This window comes from Sorangium sp. So ce385, assembly GCF_051474135.1.
In the GTDB taxonomy this organism is placed as follows: Bacteria; Myxococcota_A; Polyangia; order Polyangiales; family Polyangiaceae; genus Sorangium; species Sorangium cellulosum_D.
The window spans coordinates 1,716,834-1,738,376 of the sequence record NZ_CP150337.1; the positions used below are offsets into that span (position 1 = coordinate 1,716,834).

16 protein-coding genes are annotated in these 21,543 nt (G+C 74.2%); 10 read left to right on the forward strand and 6 right to left on the reverse strand.

Annotation, left to right across the window (positions count from 1 at the left end):
• Window positions 1–59 precede the first annotated feature (59 nt).
• The 9 genes from rpsL (at window position 60) to rpsS (ending at window position 6,997) form a co-directional block, all read left to right on the forward strand.
• Window positions 60–458: a 30S ribosomal protein S12 gene (gene rpsL / locus WME83_RS06330; protein WP_012233473.1), complete on the forward strand. Its 399-nt coding sequence runs from the start codon at window positions 60–62 to the stop codon at window positions 456–458.
• A 29-nt stretch (window positions 459–487) separates the two neighbouring features.
• A complete protein-coding gene (gene rpsG, locus WME83_RS06335; protein WP_012233474.1) occupies window positions 488–958 on the forward strand; it encodes a 30S ribosomal protein S7 in 471 nt (156 codons plus the stop codon).
• A gap of 318 nt (window positions 959–1,276) precedes the next feature.
• The gene (fusA, locus tag WME83_RS06340) at window positions 1,277–3,391 is read left to right on the forward strand and encodes an elongation factor G (protein ID WP_437318354.1); all 2,115 of its coding nucleotides are present in this window, start codon (window positions 1,277–1,279) and stop codon (window positions 3,389–3,391) included.
• A gap of 9 nt (window positions 3,392–3,400) precedes the next feature.
• Window positions 3,401–4,591, forward strand: a complete 1,191-nt coding sequence (gene tuf, locus WME83_RS06345) for an elongation factor Tu (RefSeq protein ID WP_020733175.1) — start codon at window positions 3,401–3,403, stop codon at window positions 4,589–4,591.
• Window positions 4,592–4,601: 10 nt separating this feature from the next.
• Window positions 4,602–4,913 (forward strand): 30S ribosomal protein S10, encoded by a 312-nt coding sequence (gene rpsJ / locus WME83_RS06350; RefSeq protein WP_012233476.1) that lies wholly within the window; start codon window positions 4,602–4,604, stop codon window positions 4,911–4,913.
• 13 nt (window positions 4,914–4,926) lie between these two features.
• A complete protein-coding gene (rplD, locus tag WME83_RS06355; RefSeq protein ID WP_437308313.1) occupies window positions 4,927–5,550 on the forward strand; it encodes a 50S ribosomal protein L4 in 624 nt (207 codons plus the stop codon).
• A 15-nt stretch (window positions 5,551–5,565) separates the two neighbouring features.
• The gene (locus WME83_RS06360) at window positions 5,566–5,862 is read left to right on the forward strand and encodes a 50S ribosomal protein L23 (RefSeq protein ID WP_020733177.1); all 297 of its coding nucleotides are present in this window, start codon (window positions 5,566–5,568) and stop codon (window positions 5,860–5,862) included.
• 2 nt (window positions 5,863–5,864) lie between these two features.
• A complete protein-coding gene (rplB, locus tag WME83_RS06365) occupies window positions 5,865–6,695 on the forward strand; it encodes a 50S ribosomal protein L2 (RefSeq protein WP_129573399.1) in 831 nt (276 codons plus the stop codon).
• A 2-nt stretch (window positions 6,696–6,697) separates the two neighbouring features.
• On the forward strand, window positions 6,698–6,997 hold the full coding sequence (rpsS, locus tag WME83_RS06370) for a 30S ribosomal protein S19 (RefSeq protein ID WP_012233480.1): 300 nt from the start codon (window positions 6,698–6,700) through the stop codon (window positions 6,995–6,997).
• 96 nt (window positions 6,998–7,093) lie between these two features.
• On the opposite strand, the gene WME83_RS06375 is transcribed toward rpsS, so the two are convergent.
• From WME83_RS06375 to WME83_RS06400, 6 genes are all read right to left on the reverse strand, one after another.
• On the reverse strand, window positions 7,094–8,137 hold the full coding sequence (locus tag WME83_RS06375; RefSeq protein WP_437318355.1) for a tetratricopeptide repeat protein: 1,044 nt from the start codon (window positions 8,135–8,137) through the stop codon (window positions 7,094–7,096).
• 5 nt (window positions 8,138–8,142) lie between these two features.
• On the reverse strand, window positions 8,143–12,441 hold the full coding sequence (locus tag WME83_RS06380) for a protein kinase domain-containing protein (RefSeq protein WP_437318356.1): 4,299 nt from the start codon (window positions 12,439–12,441) through the stop codon (window positions 8,143–8,145).
• Window positions 12,442–12,922: 481 nt separating this feature from the next.
• On the reverse strand, window positions 12,923–13,543 hold the full coding sequence (locus WME83_RS06385) for a tetratricopeptide repeat protein (RefSeq protein ID WP_437318357.1): 621 nt from the start codon (window positions 13,541–13,543) through the stop codon (window positions 12,923–12,925).
• Window positions 13,543–14,985, reverse strand: coding sequence for a serine/threonine-protein kinase (locus tag WME83_RS06390; protein ID WP_437318358.1), 1,443 nt, complete (start codon window positions 14,983–14,985; stop codon window positions 13,543–13,545). Before WME83_RS06390 ends, WME83_RS06385 begins: the two co-directional genes overlap by 1 nt.
• A 133-nt stretch (window positions 14,986–15,118) precedes the next feature.
• Window positions 15,119–16,483 carry a GDSL-type esterase/lipase family protein gene (locus tag WME83_RS06395; RefSeq protein ID WP_437318359.1) on the reverse strand — a complete coding sequence of 455 codons (1,365 nt, stop codon included), beginning with the start codon at window positions 16,481–16,483 and terminating at the stop codon, window positions 15,119–15,121.
• Entirely contained in the window at window positions 16,480–17,622 is a 1,143-nt protein-coding gene (locus WME83_RS06400) for an SDR family oxidoreductase (protein ID WP_437318360.1), read from the reverse strand. Before WME83_RS06400 ends, WME83_RS06395 begins: the two co-directional genes overlap by 4 nt.
• A 186-nt stretch (window positions 17,623–17,808) precedes the next feature.
• Here WME83_RS06400 and WME83_RS06405 point away from each other — a divergent pair, with 186 nt between their 5' ends.
• Window positions 17,809–21,483 carry a protein kinase domain-containing protein gene (locus WME83_RS06405; protein WP_437318361.1) on the forward strand — a complete coding sequence of 1,225 codons (3,675 nt, stop codon included), beginning with the start codon at window positions 17,809–17,811 and terminating at the stop codon, window positions 21,481–21,483.
• Window positions 21,484–21,543: the final 60 nt, after the last annotated feature.

Consider the following 21,543-nt stretch of genomic DNA (forward strand, 5'->3'; position numbering starts at 1 on the left):
TGGTTCGGCTCCTGGGTATCCTGCGCGTCCCCATCCCTCAGGTGGAAATCCGCGTCTCTATGCCGACCATCAGCCAGCTCATCCGCCAAGGCCGCGAGGCCGCCCGCTACAAGACGGCCTCTCCTGCGCTCAAGTCCTGCCCGCAGCGGCGAGGCGTGTGCGTACGTGTCTATACCACGACGCCGAAGAAGCCCAACTCGGCGCTCCGCAAGGTCTGCCGTGTCAGGCTGAGCAACCAGATGGAAGTGACGAGCTACATCCCGGGCGAAGGCCACAACCTGCAGGAGCACTCGGTCGTCCTCATCCGTGGCGGCCGCGTGAAGGACCTGCCGGGCGTGCGCTACCACGTCGTCCGCGGCACGCTCGACGCGTCCGGCGCCGCCGGGCCGAGCTCCACCAACAAAGCCACCCGCAACCGCAAGCGCTCGAAGTACGGCGTGAAGCGCCCGAAGGCCTGACCGGTCGATAGCCGAGCAGAGGAACGAAGATGCCCCGTCGTCGCGAAGTCCCGAAGCGGAAGATCATTCCGGACCCGAAGTACAAGGACAAGCTCGTCGCCAAGTTCACGAACTCCCTGATGCAGTCGGGCAAGAAGGCGACGGCCGAGGGGATCCTCTACGGCGCGTTCGACATCGTGCGCGACCGCTTCAAGGAGGAGCCGATCGACGTCTTCCGGAAGGCGCTCGACAACGTGAAGCCGAAGCTCGAGGTGAAGAGCCGGCGCGTCGGCGGCGCGACCTACCAGGTCCCCGTCGAGGTCCGCCCGGAGCGGCGCGTCGCGCTGGCGATGCGGTGGCTCGTGACCTACTCGCGCGGCCGCGGCGAGAAGACGATGCGCGAGCGGCTCGCCGCCGAGCTCGTCGACGCGGCGCAGAACCGCGGCAACGCGGTCAAGAAGCGCGACGATACGCACAAGATGGCGGAGGCCAACAAGGCGTTCGCCCACTACCGGTGGTAGGTCGCCGAGGCAGCCAGCGCGGATCCCGGATCTGCGCTGGTTCGCCCATTTGACGGTTTGTCACGTCGCATTCCCAGGCGAGGAGACGCGTAGAGCGAGATGGCACAGTCGACATAAGGATCGGGTTACAGAGCCGGTCTTCTCGAGGGAGCGCGACAGCGCTCGCCGCCCGGAGACCTAGAAAAGCTGCTGCTGTACCCCGACACCCTCTCCAGGTTCAAGTGCCCGCCACAACGGAGGCGGGACGGGCTGGAGAGGGTGTTTTGCATCCTGAGTCCGGAACCCTCACCCCACGCATCACACGACGGAGAAGGAAAAGTGGCACGCGAGTACAGCCTGGAACGGACGCGCAACATCGGGATCATGGCCCACATCGACGCGGGCAAGACGACGGTCACCGAGCGCATCCTTTATTACTCGGGTGTCAACTACAAGATCGGCGAGGTCCACGAGGGCGCCGCCACGATGGACTGGATGGTCCAGGAGCAGGAGCGCGGCATCACCATCACGTCCGCCGCGACGAACTGCTTCTGGTCGCCGGAGCAGGGGCCCCAGAAGGGCGTCTCTCACCGGATCAACATCATCGACACCCCCGGTCACGTCGACTTCACGATCGAGGTCGAGCGCAGCCTCCGCGTGCTCGACGGCGCGGTCGCGGTGTTCGACGGCGGCAACGGCGTCGAGCCGCAGAGCGAGACCGTCTGGCGGCAGGCGGACAAGTACGGCGTCCCCCGCATCGCGTTCATCAACAAGATGGACAAGGTCGGCGCCGACTTCGAGATGTGCGTCGACTCGATCCGCGAGCGCCTCGGCGCGAACCCGGTGGCGATCCACTACCCGCTCGGCGCGGAGGACTCGTTCCGCGGCGTCATCGACCTCGTGACCCTCCGGGCCGCCGTCTTCGACGAGGAGACGAAGGGCCAGCGCTACGAGTGGCAGGAGATCCCGGCCGACGTCCTCCCGCGGTGCAAGGAGCTCCGGGAGAAGCTCATCGAGGCGTGCGCCGACGCGAGCGACAAAGTGATGGAGAAGTTCATCGCCGGCGACTTCGACCAGATCACCGAGGAGGAGATCCACGCGGCCCTCCGCGCGGGCACCCTCAGCTTCAAGTTCGTCCCGGTCCTGTGCGGCTCGGCGTTCAAGAACAAGGGGGTTCAGCTGCTGCTCGACAGCGTGGTGAACTACCTGCCGTCGCCGGTCGACATCCCGGCCGTCGAGGGGACGCTGCCCGACAAGAAGGACAAGGTCGTCTCGCGCAAGGCGGGCGACGACGAGCCGTTCGCGGCCCTGGCGTTCAAGATCATGAACGACCAGTTCGGCAACCTCACCTTCTTCCGCGTCTACTCCGGCACGACGAAGAGCGGCGTCAGCGTGCTCAACTCGACCCGCGGCAAGCGGGAGCGGTTCGGGCGCATCCTCCGGATGCACGCGAACAAGCGCGAGGAGATCGACGTCTGCTACGCGGGCAACATCTACGCCGCCGTCGGGCTGCGCGACACCCGCACCGGGGACACGCTCTGCGACGAGAAGCACCCGATCGTGCTGGAGCGGATGGAGTTCCCCGACCCGGTGATCTCGATCGCCATCGAGCCGAAGACCAAGGCCGATCTCGACAAGCTCGGGCTCAGCCTGCAGAAGCTCGCCTACGAGGACCCCTCGTTCCGCACCTTCACGAACGAGGACACGGGGCAGACGATCATCGCCGGGATGGGCGAGCTCCACCTGGAGATCATCGTCGACCGCCTGAAGCGCGAGTTCAAGGTCGACGCCAACGTCGGCAAGCCCGAGGTCGCCTACCGCGAGACCATCTCGAAGAAGGCGACGGACGTCGAGGGGCGCTTCGTCCGGCAGTCGGGCGGGCACGGCCAGTTCGGCCACGTGCGGATCGACATCGAGCCGGCCGAGCGCGGCGCGGGCTTCGTGTTCGAGAACGACATCGTCGGCGGCATCATCCCGAAGGAGTTCATCCCCTCGATCGAGAAGGGCATCCGGGAAGCGATGGGCCGCGGCGTGCTCGCGGGCTACCCGGTCGTCGACATCAAGGTGCGGCTCCACTTCGGCAGCTACCACGAGGTCGACTCCTCGGGGCCCGCGTTCGAGGTCGCCGCGTCGATGGCCTTCCAGGACGGCGCGAAGAGGGCGGGCCTCGTGCTCCTCGAGCCGATGATGGCCGTCGAGGTCGTCTCTCCCGAGAACTACCTCGGGGACGTCATCGGCGACCTCAACTCGCGACGTGGCCGCATCCTCGATATGGGGCAACGCGCGAACACCCGGGTGATCCGCGCGGAGGTCCCGCTCGCCACCATGTTCGGTTACGCGACCGACGTCCGTTCCAAGACGCAGGGCCGCGCGACCCATTCGATGCAGTTCTCTCATTACGCACCGGTTCCGGCCGCGATCCAGGAAGAGATCGTCGCCAAGCAGCGAGGTTAAGAAGACGCCATGGCCAAGGAGAAATTCACTCGTACGAAGCCGCACGTGAACGTGGGCACCATCGGTCACATCGACCACGGCAAGACCACGCTCACGGCCGCGCTCGTCAAGGTGCAGTCGAAGCGCCAGCTGGCGAAGGCGATCTCGTACGCCGACATCGCGAAGGGCGGGACGGTCCGTGACGAGACCAAGACGGTGACCATCGCGGCCGCGCACGTCGAGTACGAGTCCGAGAAGCGCCACTACGCGCACGTCGACTGCCCCGGGCACGCCGACTACATCAAGAACATGATCACGGGCGCGGCGCAGATGGACGGGGCGATCCTCGTCGTGTCGTCGCTCGACAGCGTGATGCCGCAGACGCGCGAGCACGTGCTGCTCGCTCGGCAGGTCGGCCTGAACCACATCGTCGTGTTCCTGAACAAGTGCGACGCCGTGGACGACCCGGAGATGCTGGACCTGGTCGAGATGGAGGTCCGCGAGCTCCTGTCGAAGTACAAGTTCGACGGCGACAACGCGCCGGTCGTCCGGGGCGCGTCGCTGCCGGCGCTGCAGGGCGACCCGAAGTGGGAGGAGACGATCCAGCAGCTGCTCAACGCGCTCGACAGCTACATCCCCGAGCCGGTGCGCGACATCGACAAGCCGTTCCTGATGGCGATCGAGGACGTGTTCTCGATCAAGGGCCGCGGCACGGTGGCCACGGGCCGCATCGAGCGCGGCGTGATCAAGGTCGGCGACGAGGTGCAGATCATCGGCTTCAAGGACACGAAGAAGTCGGTCGTGACCGGCGTCGAGATGTTCCGGAAGCTGCTCGATCAGGGGCAGGCGGGCGACAACGTCGGGTGTCTGCTCCGCGGCGTGGAGAAGGAAGAGATCGAGCGCGGCCAGGTGCTGGCGAAGCCCGGGTCGATCACGCCGCATACGAAGTTCACCGGTGAGGTGTACGTCCTCAAGAAGGAGGAGGGCGGGCGCCACACGCCGTTCTTCACCAACTACCGGCCGCAGTTCTACATCCGGACGACGGACGTGACCGGCACGGTGAACCTCCCCGAGGGGGTGAAGATGGTGATGCCGGGCGACAACATCACGATGACGATCGAGCTCATCGCCCCGGTCGCGCTGGAGGAGCAGATGCGCTTCGCCATCCGCGAGGGCGGCAAGACGGTGGGCGCCGGCGTCGTCACGAAGATCCTCGCGTAGGAAGAGCACCATGGCTGATACAACGAAGATCCGGATTCGCCTCAAAGCGTTCGACCACCAGCTGCTCGACAAGTCGACGAGCGATATCGTCGAGACGGCGAAGCGGACCGGCGCGCACGTCGCGGGACCCATCCCGCTGCCCACCGAGATCCGTCGCTACACGGTGCTCCGGGGGCCCCACGTCGACAAGAAGTCGCGCGAGCAGTTCGAGATCCGGACGCACAAGCGGCTTCTCGACATCATCGAGCCGACTCAGCAGACCCTCGACGCGCTGATGAAGCTCGACCTTTCGGCCGGCGTCGACGTCGAGATCAAGAGCTAGGAGTCCAGGTACCATGAAGGTTACCGTCTACAACCTCAAGCGGGAGCAGGTCGGCGAGCTCGACCTCTCGGACGAGGTCTTCGGGACCGAGGTGAAGGAGCACCTCTTCTACGAGGTCGTGAAGGCGCAGCTCGCCTCTCGCCGCTCGGGCACCAAGGCCACCAAGGAGCGGAGCGCGGTCGCCGGCTCCACGAAGAAGCTCTACCGCCAGAAGGGCACCGGCCGCGCCCGCCAGGGCTCGATCCGCGCGCCGCACCACGCGGGCGGCGGTATGGCGCACGCCCTGGAGCCGAAGGACTGGTCGTACCGTCCGCCCCGCAAGGTGCGCATCGGCGCCCTGAAGAGCGCGCTCTCCCTCTTCGCGAAGGAGGGCCGGCTCATCGTGCTCGACAGCCTGGAGGTCGCCGAGGTCAAGACCAAGGCGATCGCTGCCACGCTCACGACGCTGCAGGCGGACAAGAAGTCGCTGGTCGTCGACACGGCCGGCAACGAGAAGCTGGTGAAGAGCCTCCGCAACCTGGAGAACCACCAGTATCTGCCGCCGGAGGGGGTCAACGTCTACGACCTCCTCAGGCACGACCACCTCATCGTCTCGAGGGACGCCGCCAAGGCGCTCGAGGCGCGTTGCCTTCGCTAGTCAGGGGAGTCCGCCATGCAGCCCGAGCAGATCATCCGCCGGCCCATCATCCTCACGGAGAAATCGAGCCGGCTCCGCGACCAAGGCAACAAGGTCATCTTTGAGGTCCGCCGCGAGGCGAACAAGATCCAGATCAAGGACGCCATCCAGACGCTCTTCAAGGTGGGCGTGGTGGACGTCAACACCATGATCATGCGCGGCAAGGAAAAGCGCATGGGGCGCGGCTACGCGAAGCTGCGCAATTGGAAGAAGGCGATCGTCACCCTCAAGGAGGGTGACGAGATCCAGTTCTTCGACGAGAAGGCGGAATAGCCATGGGAATCAGATCCTTCAAGCCGACCTCGCCGGCGCGGCGCTACTACTCGGTCAGCGACTTCAAGGACATCACGAAGGTCGAGCCCGAGCGGTCGTTGCTCGAGCAGCAGACGTCCACCGGCGGCCGGAACAACAACGGCCGCATCACGTCGCGGTTCCGCGGCGGCGGTCACAAGCAGCGCTACCGGATCATCGATTTCCGGCGCGACAAGATCGGCGTCCCGGCGAAGGTCGCCGCGATCGAGTACGACCCGAACCGGACGGCGCGCATCGCGCTCCTGCACTACGTGGACGGCGAGAAGCGCTACATCCTGGCGCCCGACGGCCTCGCGGTCGGGGCGACGCTGCTCGCGAGCCGGAACGCGGACATCAAGCCGGGCAACAGCCTGACGCTCCGCTTCATCCCGCCCGGCACCTCCATCCACAACGTGGAGGTCAAGAAGGGCAAGGGCGGTCAGCTCGTCCGCTCGGCCGGCGTCGCCGCGCAGCTCATGGCGAAGGACGGCGATTACGCGCAGGTCCGCCTCCCGAGCGGCGAGATCCGCAAGGTGCACCTCGACTGCCGCGCCACGATCGGGCAGGTGTCGAACGCCGAGCACGCGAACATCAGCCTCGGCAAGGCGGGTCGATCCCGCTGGCTGGGCCGCCGGCCGCACAACCGCGGCGTGACGATGAACCCCGTCGATCACCCGATGGGCGGCGGTGAGGGTCGGACCAGCGGCGGGCGCCACCCGTGCTCGCCGTGGGGTCAGCTCGCCAAGGGCCTCAAGACGCGGAACAACAAGCGCACCGACACGATGATCGTCCGGCGGCGCGGGACCAAGGGTTAGTCATGCCGAGGAGCATCAAGAAAGGGCCCTTCATCGACGGTCACCTGCTGGAGAAGATCCAGGCGGCCCAGGCGACCAACGCCAAGAAGGTGATCAAGACGTGGTCGCGCCGCTCGACGATCCTGCCCGAGTCGGTCGGCCTGACCTTCGCCGTGCACAACGGGAGGAAGTTCGTCCCCGTGTTCGTCACGGAGAACATGGTCGGCCACAAGCTGGGCGAGTTCGCGCCGACGCGCACGTTCCACGGCCACTCCGGGGACAAGAAGGCCAAGGTCGCCAAGGGCGGCCCTGGCGGTCGCTGATCGCTCGGCGGTAACGAGAGCGATCGACGGCAGGCGGGCGGGGTCGCGAGAGCGATCCCGCCCGTTCGTTTTGCAGCCGAGCTCGGGCGGGCGGGGCTAGAACGTGCCGCGCAGGCCGGCGAAGCCGGGCCCGACGAGCAGCTGCGTCGAGGCGGTGCTGCGCTGCGGCTCGCCGGCGCTGCCGCCCGTGAGGCTCAGGACCAGCAGCGTGGTGCCCGCGACGAGCCCGATCGCGCCGACCACGACCCCGACGTTCGCGACCGTCTGCTGGGCCTTGCCCGCATCGACGTCGTCCTTCCGCTCGACGGGGCAGGGACCCTGGCAGCTCTCGGCGAGATCGCTGTAGGTGCTGTTCGCCATCAAGCCGGCGACCGTGAACACGGCGAGCCCCGCCACGCCCACGCCGCCGGCGGCATAGGCGTACGGGCGCAGGTACGCCCGCGCCGAGGGCGCCTCCTCGGGCAGGATCGGCCCCTCGTCGAGGAGCGCCGGACCGCCGTCCGCAGCGCCGGCCTGGCCGGGCTCGTCCGGGTCGAGCTTGACGGTCTTCGCTTCACCCGCCGAGAGATCCAGGGTCTGCGGGATCGAGGTGGTCCTCGTGCGCAGGACGACCTCGGCCTTGCCGGGCTTGACCGGGAACGGCTTGCCCCACCGCTCGCGCGGGACGTCCTTGCCGGCGATCGAGACGGAGATCACGGCGTCCGGGCTCGCGACCGCGACCGTCACGAGCGCGATCTTGCGCGCGAGCTCGTCGCGCTCGAGCTGCGCCGTCTGCTCCGTCTGGGCGTAGCGCGGCTCGGTCGCCGCGCGGGCCGCGGCCTCCGCCGCGACCTGATCGAACTCGAGGTACGCCTCGGTGTGCTCGCCCAGGTCCGCCAGGCAGCGCGCGATGTAGAGGCGCGAGTTCGGGCTCGCCACCGCGGCGTACGAGGCCCGGAACTGCTCCAGCGCGAGCGCGTAGCGCTTGCTCTCGTAGAGGGCCGCGCCCTTCTTGAAGAGGCTCTGCGCCTTCTCCACCGCGTCCGGCGACGGCGTGGCCGCGGGGGCGTCCGCGCCCGCTGCGGGCGCGGGGAGCGTGCACAGGCAGAGGCAAGAGGCCGCACCGAAGAGCAGCGCACGGAGCCAGGGTCGAGGTCGCACGGTGGTCAGATACCCGAGGGGTTGTACTTCTTTTTGGTGGTCGATTTGGCCGTCGATGCCGGCTTGGGCGCCGGCTTCGTCGCGGTGGACGTCGGCCGAGGACGCGCGGTCGACGCGGGGCGCGCGGTCGACGCGGGGCGCGCGGCCTGCGTCGCCGCGGGCGCCGGCGTCGGCGCCGGGGGCGCCTTGGCCGCCGGGGGCGGCGGCTCGTCCGGAGGCGCGGCGGCAGGCGCCGGCGGCTCGTCCGGAGGCGCGGCGGCAGGCGCCGGCGCCTCCTCGAGAGGCGCCGGCTGCGCTGCCTGCGGAGGCTCCGCGGTCGCGGGCGGCGCGGCCGGCACGGCCTCCGCCGTGCTCGTGGGCGCGGCGGAAGCCGTGGTCTCGGGCGCGGGCAGCGCGTCGACGCGCGCCTTGCCGCCCTCCGAGGTCGGACGCTCGTCGCCGCTGCGCACGACCAGCGCCACGGCGCCGATCGCCACGCAGAACAGGGCCGCGCCGGCCACGATGAGCTGGAGCAGCTTGCGGCGCTGCCCGGTCTCGAACGACCGGTCGACCGCCGTGACCTCGCCGACGTCGTTGGCCAGGCTGCGGGAGCCGCCCCTCGTGAAGCGCGCGCCGAGCGCCGCCGCCCTGGAGGCGGGCGGGTCCGCCGCGGCGAGCACCTTCGTGGCGGGCATGCCGGCCGCCGGGAGGACCCGCGGCACGGACGAGCCGAGCGGCTTGCCGTCGCGGGAGGAGGGCCGCGGGCTCGACGGCTCGGCGGGCTCGGCGGGCGCGATGTCGGCCTGCAGCGCGGGCGCGATGATGAGCCGCGGCGGGGCCTCGGCGGGCTTCGCCGGCGCGGCGATCTCCTCGAGCGAGATCGGCTCCAGGCTGACGGGGCTCTCCTCTTCCTGCGCTGCAGCCGGGGGCGCCGCCGCGGCGCTCGAGGCCGCGCCGGCGCCGGCCAGCGCCGCCGTCGCGGGGGCCGCCGCGCCGGCGGCGGCCGCGCCCTCGCGCGCGCCCGTGCCCGGGTCGGGCGGCGCGGCGTGGAGATCCGGCGAGGCGCCGGAGCGCGGCTCCGAGTTCAGGGCCGCGCCGGCGTCGACGGCGGCGATCGCGTCGCGGAGCTCCTGCGCGCGCTTCGACTGGATCTCGCCGATCGCCTGCCGCACGAAGGCCGCGACGTCCTCGTCGGTCGTGGGCTCGCCGAGCGTCGACGCCACCTGATCGATCGCCCGCTGCATCTCGGCGCACGTCGAGAAGCGGTTCTCGCGATCCTTCTCGAGCGCCTTGAGGATGATCCGCTCGAGCTCGGGGTGGATCGCGCCGTTCAGCTCGCGCGGGGGGAGCGGGTTCTTGATCGTGATGTTCTCGACGGTCGAGAGCTCGGTCTCGGCGCGGAACGGGTGCAGGCCCGTCGTGAGCACGTACAGCAGCGCGCCGAGCGAGAAGATGTCGCTCCGGCGATCGATGGGGAGCCCGCCGAGCTGCTCGGGCGACAGGTACGGCGTCTTCCCCTTGATGATGCCGCCGGCGCGCGTGACGTGCAGGCGCCCCTTCGACTTCGCCACGCCGAAGTCGACGATCTTCACGAAGCCGGCCGTCGAGATGAGCACGTTCGCCGGCGAGATGTCGCGGTGGACCAGGTCGAGCAGCGCGCCGCTGTCGTCGCGGAGCTCGTGCGCGTTGTGGAGGCCCGCGCAGATCTGGGAGGCGATGCGGAGCACGATCCGTTGCGGGATGCCGCCGAGCCGCTTGGCGGCCTTCTGCAGCGTGCCGGCCGTCTCGCCGTCGACCCACTCCATGACGATGTAGAGGACGTCGTCCTCCTCGCCGAGGTCGAGGATCTCGACCACGTTGGGGTGCCGGATGCGCGCCGCGACCCGCGCCTCGTCGAGGAACATCGACTCGAAGTCGGGGTCGTCGGAGACGTCGGGCAGCATCGTCTTGATCGCGACGATCTTCCGGAAGCCGCGGGTGCCCTGCAGGCGCGCGGCCCAGACGGCCGCCATGCCTCCCTTGGCGACCGGCATGAGGATCTCGTACCGGCCGAGGGTGCTCCCCGGCCCGAGACGATCGACGGCCGACGCGGCGCGACCCCACAGCTTCGTCGGGCCCTGGGCTCCCGTCGGCGTGTGGAGCGTCCTCCCGGAGGTCGGCGCCGGCTCGTGGGCGATCGCGATCTCCTGCGCCGCTGCGCCCGCCGGCGCAGCCGCCCCGCCGCCAGGAGGGGCGAACACCGGCGGGGGCGGAGCCTTCAGCGCGGCGGGGATGGCCGGCGAGGTGGACGACGCCGGCGCAGGAGCGGGCGGCGCCTGGAGAGGCGCAGGCGCCGCGGCGGGCGCGGGCGTCGCCGGCGCGGCGGGCGCAGCGGCCGGCGCGGGCGCAGCGGGGGACCGCGGCAGGGCCGGCGCCACGGGCACCGCGGGCACCAGCGGCGCGCGCGGCGTGGCCGGCGCCGGCGATGCCGCGGGCGCGCCGGCGGCACGCGGCGCCGGCGGCACGGCGGGCACGACCGGGACGCGAGGCGCGGCAGGAGCCGGCGGCGCCGCGGGCGGCACGGGCACGCGCGGCGTCACCGGGCTCGCCGCGGTCGCAGGCCCGGCAGCCGCGGGCGCCGCAACGCCGGAAGCCGCGGGCGCAGGCCCGGCGGCCGCGGGCGCCGCAGACGGCGACGGCACCCCTCGCGGGGCCGGCGGGCGCGGCGGCCTCGGCGCGGCCGGAACGGGCGTCGGCCGCTTCAGCACCGTGCCCTCCGCCGGCGTCGGCGTCATCCGCGCCGCAACGAGGCTGTCCCCCGCATCGACGGGCCGCGGCACGCCCGGCCGCGCAGGCGGCTGCTCCTTCCGCGCGGCCGCCGGCGCGGGGACCTCGGGCTTCGCCACGGCGGCGCGGCTCTCCGTCCTCTCGCTCGACAGCTCGATCCGCGGCAGCGTCGCCGCAGGGGGCCGCGGCGCGGGCGAGCCGCGGCCGGCGACGTCGTCCGGCGAGCCCCAGTCGACGTCCACGTCGGCGTCGGCGTCGGCGTGCGCCGCCGGCCCGGCGCCGTTCGACGCGCCGGCCCCCGCCTTGGCCGCGAGGCCGTTCTTCAGCGCCGCGGCCTCCTTCGGCGCGGTCGCGCCGCCCGACGGGCGGAGCTGGCTCGCGGCGACCGCGGCGCCCGCGACCGCCGGCGGGCCTGGCGTCCCACGCGGGCGCGGAGACGGCGCGGTGATCGCGTGGCGCGGGCCATCGCCGCGAGGGGAGAGCGCGCTCTCGACGCCGGGGATCGCCACGCCCACCAGCGTCGCGCCGCGCGCGCGCGGCGGCGGCGGCGACAGCGGCGACCCGGCCCCGCCGACGGCGCCCGCCATCGCCGCCGCGATCATCGTCCTGCGCGGCTCGATCGTCTTGCCGGCCAGCCGGCTCACCGCCGCGGCGACGTCCTCCGCCGCGGCGATCCGCCCCGCGCCCGCGGCCTCCAGCGCCGCGAGCATCGCCGACGCGCTCTCGAACCGGCGCGCCGGATCGCGCTCGAGCGCGGTCCGGACGACCTCGGCGACCTCGGCCGGGACGGCGCCGGCCGCGAGCGGCGGGATGGGCGCCGTCTGCACCTTCTGGATGACCGCGGACTCCAGCTTCGACGAGAACAGCCGCTGCCGCGCGAGCAGCTCCCAGAGGATCACGCCGACCGAGAAGAGATCGGCGGGCGGATCGAGCGGGGCCGCCGCGTGCGCCGCCATCGCCTTGACCCGCTCCGGCGCGGCATAGGCCAGGCGATCGGGGTTCCTCGTCCCCATGGGCGCGAGCCCGGCGATGGCCCGCGCGACGCCGAGCCCGCTCACCCGCGCGACGCCGTCGATGCCGACGGTGACGTGGGTCGGGTTCAGCTCGCCATGCACGAGCGGCGCCGGCTCGGTCGCGTGCGCGGACGCGAGCGCGCGCAGCACGTCGACCCCGATCCGGAGCGCGACCGGGAGCGGCAGCCCCTCGGCGCCGGCCGCCGAGACGAGCGCGCCGAGCGGCTCGCCCTCCACGTACTCCGAGACGATGAAGACCTCGCCGTCGGCGACGCGCGCGTCGACCACCGAGAGCACGTTGGGGAAGCGGACCTGCTGCGCCATCCCGGCCTCGCGGAGGATGCCGTCCGCGGTCTCGGGCTTCTTCGTGAGGTGCCGGTAGATGCGCAGGATCGTGACCGGCGAGGCGCTCGTCGCCTCACCGTCGTCGGACGCCGCCCGCGCGAGCCACGTGGACCCGATCCCGCCGCCGGAGAGCTCTTTCAGCAGCTCATAATTGCCGAGTCGCGAAGCAGAGCCCGCACCGGGCGGCCTGTCGAGCGCCATGGGACTTGCATGCTATCAGGACGTCAGAAGCTGGATCCAGCGTTCATGGCCGAGGACTCGGCGAGCTTGGCCGTGTCCGGAGCGCCCTGTCAGGCGCACCTAGAGCGCGGTCCGAGCGGGCGCCGGGCGCCCCTGGCCAGCGCCGCGCGCGCCGCGAAAAGCCTTCGAATCGGCGCGATCTCGACGGCGCGCCGCGGCCGCGCTCGCGGCTTGACACGCCCGCGACGAGCGCTAAGCCGCGCGACGCGATCGCTCCAGCTGCGAGCGCGGTCGCGGCGCGCCTGCGCTCGCAGCGAGGGGTGCGGCTCCTCCGCGCGCACACAAGTGCTCGGGTGTGGGGGGCCCGGCGCGGGCCGTCCCGGTCGGCGCCGCGCGAGGCGGAGCGCGGCGCGCCGGCGATCGTCCGGCGAGGCGCGCGCGCTCCGCGCGCCGGAGAGCCCGCGTCGGATCGCGGGCGAGCGAGGCCGGCGGCCCCGCCAGCTCAGGGGCGCGGCGCGCCGATCGCGACGGGGTGAACGGTCAGCGTCACGAACCGCGTGCGGCGCTCGTGGCTCGAGAACGCGCTCGCGGCGACGGGGATCCCGTGCCGCAGCGCCACGGCCACGTGCGGGCCCGGATCGACCCGGATCGCGCGCGATGGCTGCGCCGCCTCGCCGTCGAGCAGCAGCGTCACGCCCTCGGTCGCGCCGGCGAGGTTCAGCACGATCCGGGGCATCCGCCCCTCGAGGTCCTGGAGGCGCGCGTCGATCTCGGCGAGCACCGCGGGCGCCGCGGCCCGCGCCGTGGTGCGCGCGTCCTGGTACGTCCGCTCGGCCGTCCGCAGCCGGCCGAGCCGCTCGTGGCAGAGGCCGATGTGGAACGCCACGTTCGCCGTGGGCCGATGGCGGGCGATCGCCTCGAACCGAGCGAGCGCGTCGGCCCAGCGTCCGGCGCCCTCGAGCGTCAGCCCCTGCGCGAACTGGAGCCGCAGCGCGCGCGTCGCGCCGTCGTCCTGCGCGCGGACCCAGGGCGCCGAGAGCAGCGCCCAGGCAGCGAGCCCGAGCGCGGCGGCGCGCCGGCGGGAGCGCGCGCGCAGAGCGGGGATGCGTGCGGCGCCGCTCATCAGAACCCGGGGCTCGTGATGCGGGATCTGGAGGCGCCGCGCGGCGCCTGTGAGCGCGGGGGCTTGTCCTCCGGCGCCGCCGTGATCTCGGGGCCGCCCGGGTCCGCCGAGGCGAGCTCGGGCGAGCCCATCGCGCCGCCGCGGCCCGCCGCCTTGCCAGAAGGCGCGCGCGGCGCGTGCGGCCCGTCGACGTCCGCCGCCCCGGGCGCGCCCGCGCCGCGCCGCCATGCGCCGCTGTCGGCGAAGGCCGCGGCCAGCACGGGGCGGAGGCTCTCGCGCGCCGCGCTCGTGGCCTCCTCGTCGGCCGGGTCCCGCAGCGCGGCCGAGCCGAGCGCCGCCGCGAGCACCGCCGCGCCCGCGACCCGGAGCGCCGTGATTGCCCGCGCGCGCCGCCGCGCGTCCGGCGACGCGGCGCCCGGCGTGCTCCCGAGCGTCGTCGCCTCGCGCCACCGGGGCGCCCGCGCGCCCGAGGTCCAGAGCCGCCCGAGCGCGCGGAGGGCGAGCCGCGGGCGCGCGGCGAGCGCGCCGCGGGGGCGCGTCGTCTCGAGCGACCGCCGACCCACGGACGCCGGCGAGAGGATCACGATCGGCGCGGGCGCGCTCGCGCCGAGGTCGTCGAGCGCGGCCGTCAGATCCGCGCGCAGCGAGGCCGCGTCCGGGTAGCGCCGCGCCGGGTCCTTCTCGAGGCAGCGGGCGGCGATCTTCCGGAGGCGCTGCGGGACGGAGGGCGGGAGCGGCGCGGGCTCGGTCTCGAGGATGCGCCGGAGGACCGCGTGGTGGTTGCCCCCCCGGAACGGCTGCGCGCCGCTGAGCGCCTCGTAGAGCATCACGCCGACCGCCCAGATGTCGGCGCGCGCGTCGATGGTGCGCTTGCCCAGGGCCTGCTCCGGGCTCATGTACGAGGGCGTCCCGAGCAGCTGCCCGTCGACGGTGATCGCGTCGCCCGCGTCCGTGAGCTGGCTGATGCCGAAGTCGACGATCTTCGGCACGATCCCCTCGCCGGGGACCATGGCCATCACGATGTTCTCCGGCTTGATGTCGCGGTGCACGACGCCCTCGGCGTGGGCGGCCGAGAGCCCGCTGCAGACCTCGATGAGGACGGGCACGACCTCCTCGGGCGGCAGCGGCCGGCCCGGGACGAGGCGATCCGCGAACGGCGAGCCCCGCAGCAGCTCCAGGGCGAGGAAGAGGTAACCCTCGTCCGGGAGCTCCCCGGCGTCGACCACGCCGACGATGTTCCGGTGCTGGAACTTGCCGATGATCTTCGCCTCGCGGATGAACCGCGCGACGACCTGGTCGTCCCGGAGCGCCGGGGACAGCTTGAGCGCGACGTCCCGGCCGATGAGCTCGTGGCGCGCCCACCAGACGCTCGCCATCCCGCCCGAGCCGATCGGCCGAATCAGTCGGAAGCGACCTCCTGCGACGTCCCCGGCATGCAGCATGTGCCCCCTTCGCCCATCGCGCGTGAGAAGCCTTCACGCCGATCGGGCACCCAGAGCCGAAAGGCACGAGCAGGGCCACGGGCCCCTCGATCCGCCGTCGCCGTCGGACGGCGCCGCCCCGCGGACGCGCGCGTCAGGGGCGGTAGCGCTCGAGGATCTCGTTCGAGAGCTTCACGCCGAGCTCGCGGTAGCCGCGGAAGGTCAGGTGGACGCCGTCGCGCGACGCGCGCGGCGGGCGCTCGCGGTACCAGGTCTCGATCGATCCCCGCCCGCCCATCGCCTCGTAGGTGTCCCAGAACGCGCAGCCGCCCTCCCGGGCGGCGTCGCGCAGCACGTCTCGGACGACGGGCGTGCGCTCGGGCGCGTCCCTCCGGTCCGTGGGCGCGAGGACGAGGCAGTCGGCGTCGGGCTCCACCCTGCGCGTGCGCGCGAGCAGCTCGGCGAGCTGCTTCGCGTAGAGGGACGGATCCGTGGTGACGTCGCCCGCCTCGTTCGTGCCGTACTCCAGCACCACGAGCTCCGGCGAGCGCCGCCCGAGCTCCGCGGCCCAGGCGAGCTCGTTCCACCGCAGCGGCGTCGCCAGGCGGGCGCCGTTGATGCCGAGCGTGTCGAGCACCACCCCGGGCTTCACCTCCGGATCGGCCTCGACGATGAGCCCGCAGAGCTCGGGCGCGCCCGACGGCACGACGCCGAGCTTCGTCGCGCCGACGCTCGCGAGCTTCGCGTGCTGCAGCGCCCCGGGGTCGTCGCCCGCGGCGCCGCGGAGGATCTCGCTCGGGCCGCCCTCGATCGTCACCGCGAGCTCGTCGGTCGGCGCGCTGGACCGGAAGCACACGTCCCAGAGCAGCCGCGTGGACGGCCCGGCCCCGGTCACCGTGATCTCCGCGCGCGCCGGGCCCTGATGCGCGCTGAAGAGGATCCCCCCGAGCCCGAAGACGCCGTCGTCGACCGGCGTGGAGCCGCCCGGCGCCTTGGGGCGGGTCCGCCACTTGCCATCGGCCGTGAGCCGCGCGCCGTCGTGGCGGTAGGCGGCGTAGCCGAGGTGCACGAAGCCGACGCCGCCGTCGCCGAAGCGCCGCTGGAGCGCCGTGCGGACCGCCCCGCTCCAGAAGTCCGCCGCGGCGTGCGAGTCGCCGAGCCAGGCGACGCGCACGTGGTCCTTGCGGCGCCCCTGCTCGAGGGCGCGGAGCGCCGCGAAGAAGTGGGCGTAGGGCCCGTCCTCCGGGCGCAAGAGCTCCAGCTCCGGCGGGCGCGCCAGCGGGGCGTCGCCGACGCGCGGCGCGGCCGGCGCGGGGGCGGCGGCCTCCGCCGGGCGCGGCGCCGTCGGCGCGGGCGGCGCGGCCCCCACCTCGGGCGACGGCGGCGCGACGTGCTCGCGCGTCGAGCTGCAGCCGAGCGCCGCGGCCGCGAGCAGCGCCGCGGCGAGGCGGCGCGGCGGCGCGACGAGGCCGCGCTCCGGGACATCCGCGCGGGCCGCGGCGCAGGCTGCGCCGCTCACGACAGCGGGTCCTCGATGTCGAGCTCGGCGTCCGCGCTGGCCTCGAGCTCCTGGCGCTCGCGCCGCTCGCGGACGCGCTCCTGCACGGCGCCGACGAGCACGTCGACGTACGACTCGAAGGGGGGGCAGGCGATCCCGGCGCCGCCGAGGACGAGGTCGGCGTTCCGGGCGTCGTAGCGCACCGGGGTCATCAGCTGCTCGACGAACGCGCGCGGGCTACGGACGAAGCGCTCGATCCCGGGCGTGCGGAGCAGCGCCTTGGCGAGGTTCGACGGGATGTGGCCGCGCGCGGCGCGGCGGCCGCTCGCCCGCGCGATGAGGTCGAAGACCCGCCGCGCCGACAGCGGGTGCGGGTCGGCGATGTGGAACGTGCGGCGCGGCGCGAGCCGGTGCAGGCCGATCGCGTGCGTCGCGCGGACCACGAAGTCGATGGGGACGATGTTGAGCGGCACGTCCCCGCGGCCGGGCATCGGGATCGCCATGTCGGCCGGCGCCGCCATGATGAGCAGCACGAGGAGGTACAGCCCGTCGAGCCGGTCGATCTCCCCGGTCGCCGAGTCGCCCACCACCGTGGTCGGCCGGACCACCGCCGCCGGCACGTGGCGCATCGCCCGCCGCACGAGCACCTCCGCGCGCATCCGCGTCTCCTCCACAGGGTTGCGGAACGCCTGACCCGCCTCGAGATCATCCTCGTACACCGTACCGGTGCGATCTCCGGCCACGAACGCGGTCGACTGGTGCACGAGGCACTGGAGCGAGGTGCAGGCCCGGGCGAGCTCGAGCACCTCGGCGGTCCCGACGACGTTCTGGGCGTGGGCGGTGCTCCGGTCGGCGCCGGCGTGGCCCAGGTGCGCGAGGTGGTGGATCCGGTCGACCTCGCGGGCGAGCTGCCGGAACTCGGCGCCCGACAGCCCGAGATCCATCGCCGCGACGTCCCCCTCGATCAGCACGACGCGCTCGCGATCCGCCGGGGCGAGCGCGTCGCGCTCCGCGCTCGCCTGCGCCGACGACTTCGCGAGCACCACGGCATACACGAGCGCGCGCGGCTCCGCCGCGAGGACGTGCTGCAGCATCTTCCGCGCGATGAACGAGGGGAAGCCGGTGATGAGCACCACGCTGTCGTAGCCGGGGCGAGGCATCGGCCAGAGCTTACCGCAGCGGTGCGCCTGCTCCGCAGCTTTCCGTTGACGCCGCCTCGGACGCGCGCGGAGCGACGGGGGCGTATGCGCCGGTGCGCGCCGGTCGCCGGCCGGGGTCGCGCGCCGCCGCGGCGCCGAGGGCTTCCCCTATCCCCGACCGCGGCCCCACGTATAATCGCCCGGTTGATGCGCCCGGGAGTCACGGTCGCGGACCGTTTCAGGATCGAGGGCCTGGCGGGATCGGGCGGGATGGGCTCGGTGTACCGGGCCACCGACCTGACCGACAGCAGCCCGGTCGCGCTGAAGATCCTGCACCGCGGGGACGAGCATCAGGAGCGGCGGCTCGAGCGCGAGGCGCAGCTGCTCGCCGGGCTGCGCCATCCGGGGATCGTCCGCTACGTCGCGCACGGGGTCACCGCGGATCAGCAGCGGTACCTCGCGCTCGAGTGGCTCGACGGCGAGGATCTCGCCGCGCGCGTGGCGCGCGCGCGGCTCAGCGTGGACGGCGCGGTGACGCTGCTGGAGCGCCTCGCGGGCGCCCTCGGCGCGGCGCACGAGCGGGGCATCGTCCACCGCGACGTCACGCCCGGGAACATCTTCCTGCCGGGCGGCGCGCTGGAGGGCGCCAAGATCGTCGATTTCGGCATCGCCCGCGCGGGCGCGGGGGCGTCGGCGGGGCTGCCCGCGCGCGGGCACGACGGCGGCGTCCTCCGGGATGGCGAGGGCGGGCGCAAGGGGGTGACGCTCGGGACGCCCGGGTACATGGCGCCCGAGCAGGCGCGCGGTGACGCGCACATCGACGCCCGCGCGGACGTGTTCTCGCTCGGGTGCGTGATCTGGAACTGCCTCACCGGCCGGCCGCCCTTCGCCGGGGACCAGGTGATGGCGATCCTGGCGAAGGCCGCCCTCGTGGGCCCGCGCCGGCTCTCGGAGCTGCGACCCGACGTGCCCGCCGCGCTCGACGAGCTGGTCGCGTGGATGCTCGAGAAGGACCCGGACGGCCGCCCGCGGGACGGAAACGAGGTGCTCGCGAGCGCGGCGCAGCTCCGCGTCGCCCGCGAGCAGGCCAGGGATCCCGGCGAGAGCGGCACGCCGAGCACGAGGCCGCGGGCGCTGGCCGAGAGCGCCGCGGGCGAGCCGCGGCTCATCAGCGTGGTGCTCATCCACGGCGCGCTCCCGGGCGACGCCGCGGGCGCCGGGCCCGGCGCGCCGGGCGCCGCTCGGCCGCCGCCGCAGCTCCAGGAGCCCGCGCCGAGGGCCGCGACCGAGGCGGCGGTGCGGGCCGCGGTCGCGACCTTCGGGGGTCGCGTCGACCGGCTCGCCGCCAGGTGGCTGCTCGTCACGATCCCCGGCGAGGCCGATCCGCTGGCGGAGCCGCCGCGCCCCGCCGGGGCGCAGGCGAGGGCGCCGACGGACCAGGCGGCGCACGCGGCGCGCTGCGCGCTCGCGCTGCGCGCGCTGCTGCCCGCGGACGTCGCCATCGCGCTCGCGACGGGCCAGGACGTCGCCTCCGGCCGCTGGCCGGCGCGGCAGGTGATCGATCGCGCCGCGGCGCTGCTCGGCGCCCGCCCGCGCGCCGGGGGCGAGCGCGCGGCGGTCGACGGGGGCGACGGGAGCGACGGGGCCCCGCCGCGCGGCGGCGTGCTGATCGACGACGTCACGGCCGGCCTGCTCGCGCTCGGCCGCGGCGAGATGCAGCGCCTCTTCCCGGAGCTCTGCGCCGGCGCGGGCCCCGCCGAGCCTCGGCCCGGCGAGCGCTCTCCCGGCGCCCCGGGGCAGCTCGCCCGCGAGGCGCTCGGGCCGGGCGCCGCGGCGGAGGCGCGCGCCGAAGGCCGCGCGCCGGTGCGCGCGTTCTACCTCGAGGAGCTGATCCGATCGGTCGCCCGCGGCGACGCCGAGGGCTCGCCCGAGACGGTGCTCGCGATGGCGCACGCCCGCCTCGACGATCTGCACCCGGCGGTGCGCCGCATCCTCCGCGCGGCGAGCATCTTCGGCGAGGCGTTCTGGCGCGGCGGCGTGGCCGCCCTGCTCGGCGGGGCGCAGGGCGCGCAGGACCTGGACCGGTGGCTCCTCGAGCTCGCCGCGCGCGCGCTCGTCGAGCGGCGGCCCGCGTGCAGGTTCCCCGGCGAGGAGGAGTACGCCTTCCGGCACGCGCGCCTCCGCGAGGCCGCCTACGCGACGCTCACCCGGGGCGACCGGCTCCTCGGCCACCGGCTCGCGGGCGCGTGGCTCGAGGAGGCCGGGGAGCGCGACGCGATCGCGCTCGCGGAGCACTTCGACCACGGCGGAGAGCACGGCCGGGCGATGCAGTGGTTCCTGCGCGGCGCCGAGCAGGCGCTCGAGCGCGGCGATCTCGCCGCGGCGATCGCGCTCGCGGAGCGGGGCGCGCGGCACGGCGACCTCTGCGATCGGCTCGCGGGCGAGGGGCCCGCCGGGGAGCAGGGCGCCCCGGCCGGCCCGAGCGGCGCGCGCGAAGGCGACACGCTGAGCGCGCTGCGCCTGGTCCAGGCGGAGGCGCACCGCTGGCGCGGCGAGTTCGAGCAGGCCCAGCGCTGCGCGGCCCAGGCGGCGCGGCGCCTGCCCCGCGGCGCGCCGCTCTGGTTCCGCGCCGCCGACGAGCTGATGAGCGCGAGCGGCCGGAGGGGCGATTACGTGCTCACGACCTCGTGGGCCAAGGAGGTCGCCGCGTGCGGCGGCGCCGCGGCCGCGGAGGGCGCCCCGGGCGACGCGGGGGCGCCCGGGAGCGCGCCGCCCGGGAGCGCGCCGCCCGGGAGCGCGCCGCCCACGAGCGCGCCGCCCACGAGCGCGCCGCCCGCGAGCGCGCCGCCCACGAGCGCGCCGCCCGCGAGCGCGCCGCCCGGGGCGCGGTTCGCCGCGGACATCCGGTCGGCGCGCGTCATCGCCCTGTGCTCGGCGGCGCGCCAGCTCTTCCCCGCGGGGCGCTACGCCGAGGCCGACGCGCTGATCGCGCGGGTCCGCGCCCTCGCGGGGGATCTCGCGACCCTCGCGCCGCGCGCCGCGGCCGAGGTGCACCGGCTGCGCGGCGCGCGGGCGCGGCACCTCGGCGACCCCGCGGGCGACGTGGCGGGCTACGCGGCCGCCGTCGACGCGTACGAGCGGGCCGGCGATGTCCGCGACGCGTGCAACGCGCGCGTCAGCCTCGGCTTCGCGCTCCTCGAGCTCGGCGACTTCGAGCGGGCCGGCGAGGAGCTCACCGCCGCGCTCGCGGCGGCCGAGCGCATGGGGCTGCGCACCGTCGCCACGCGCGCCCGGCAGAACCTCGGCCGCGTGCTCGCGGCCAGCGGCCGGCTCGACGACGCGCTCGCGCTCTCGCGGCAGGTCATCCTGGAGGCCCGCGCGCAGGGCAACCTGCGCTTCGAGGGCGGCTCCCGCATCTACGCCGCCCTCATCGCCCACGCGGCCGGCGATTTCGCCGCGGCCGAGTCCGACGCCCGCGACGCCGCTGAGCTCCTCCAGGTCGTGCCCCCCGCCCGCGCCGGCGCGCTCGCCGCGCTCGCGCGCGCCCTCTCCGCCCAGGGGCGCGCCGACGCCGCGCTCTCGGCGGCGCGCGAGGCCGAGGGCATCCTCGCGCGCTACGGCGGCATCGAGGAGTTCGAGTCGCTCGTCCTCGTGGCCGTCGTCGAGGCGGCGCGCGCCGCGGGCGACGTCGAGGGCGCCCGCGCCGCCGCGGCCCGGGGCCGCGACCGGCTCCACGCGCGGGCCGCGGAGATCCTGGAGCCCGCCCTGCGCGAGAGCTTCCTGCACCGCGTCCGCGAGAACGCGATGCTGCTCTCGCTCGCGCGCATCTGCCTCGGGGAGTCCGCCGGGGGCGCCGCGGCCCGCCGCTCCACGAGGCCCTGAGAGGCCCTGACGCGCCGCCGCGCCGCGCCGCAGCGCGCGGCGGGTTTGCAGGTTCGTGGT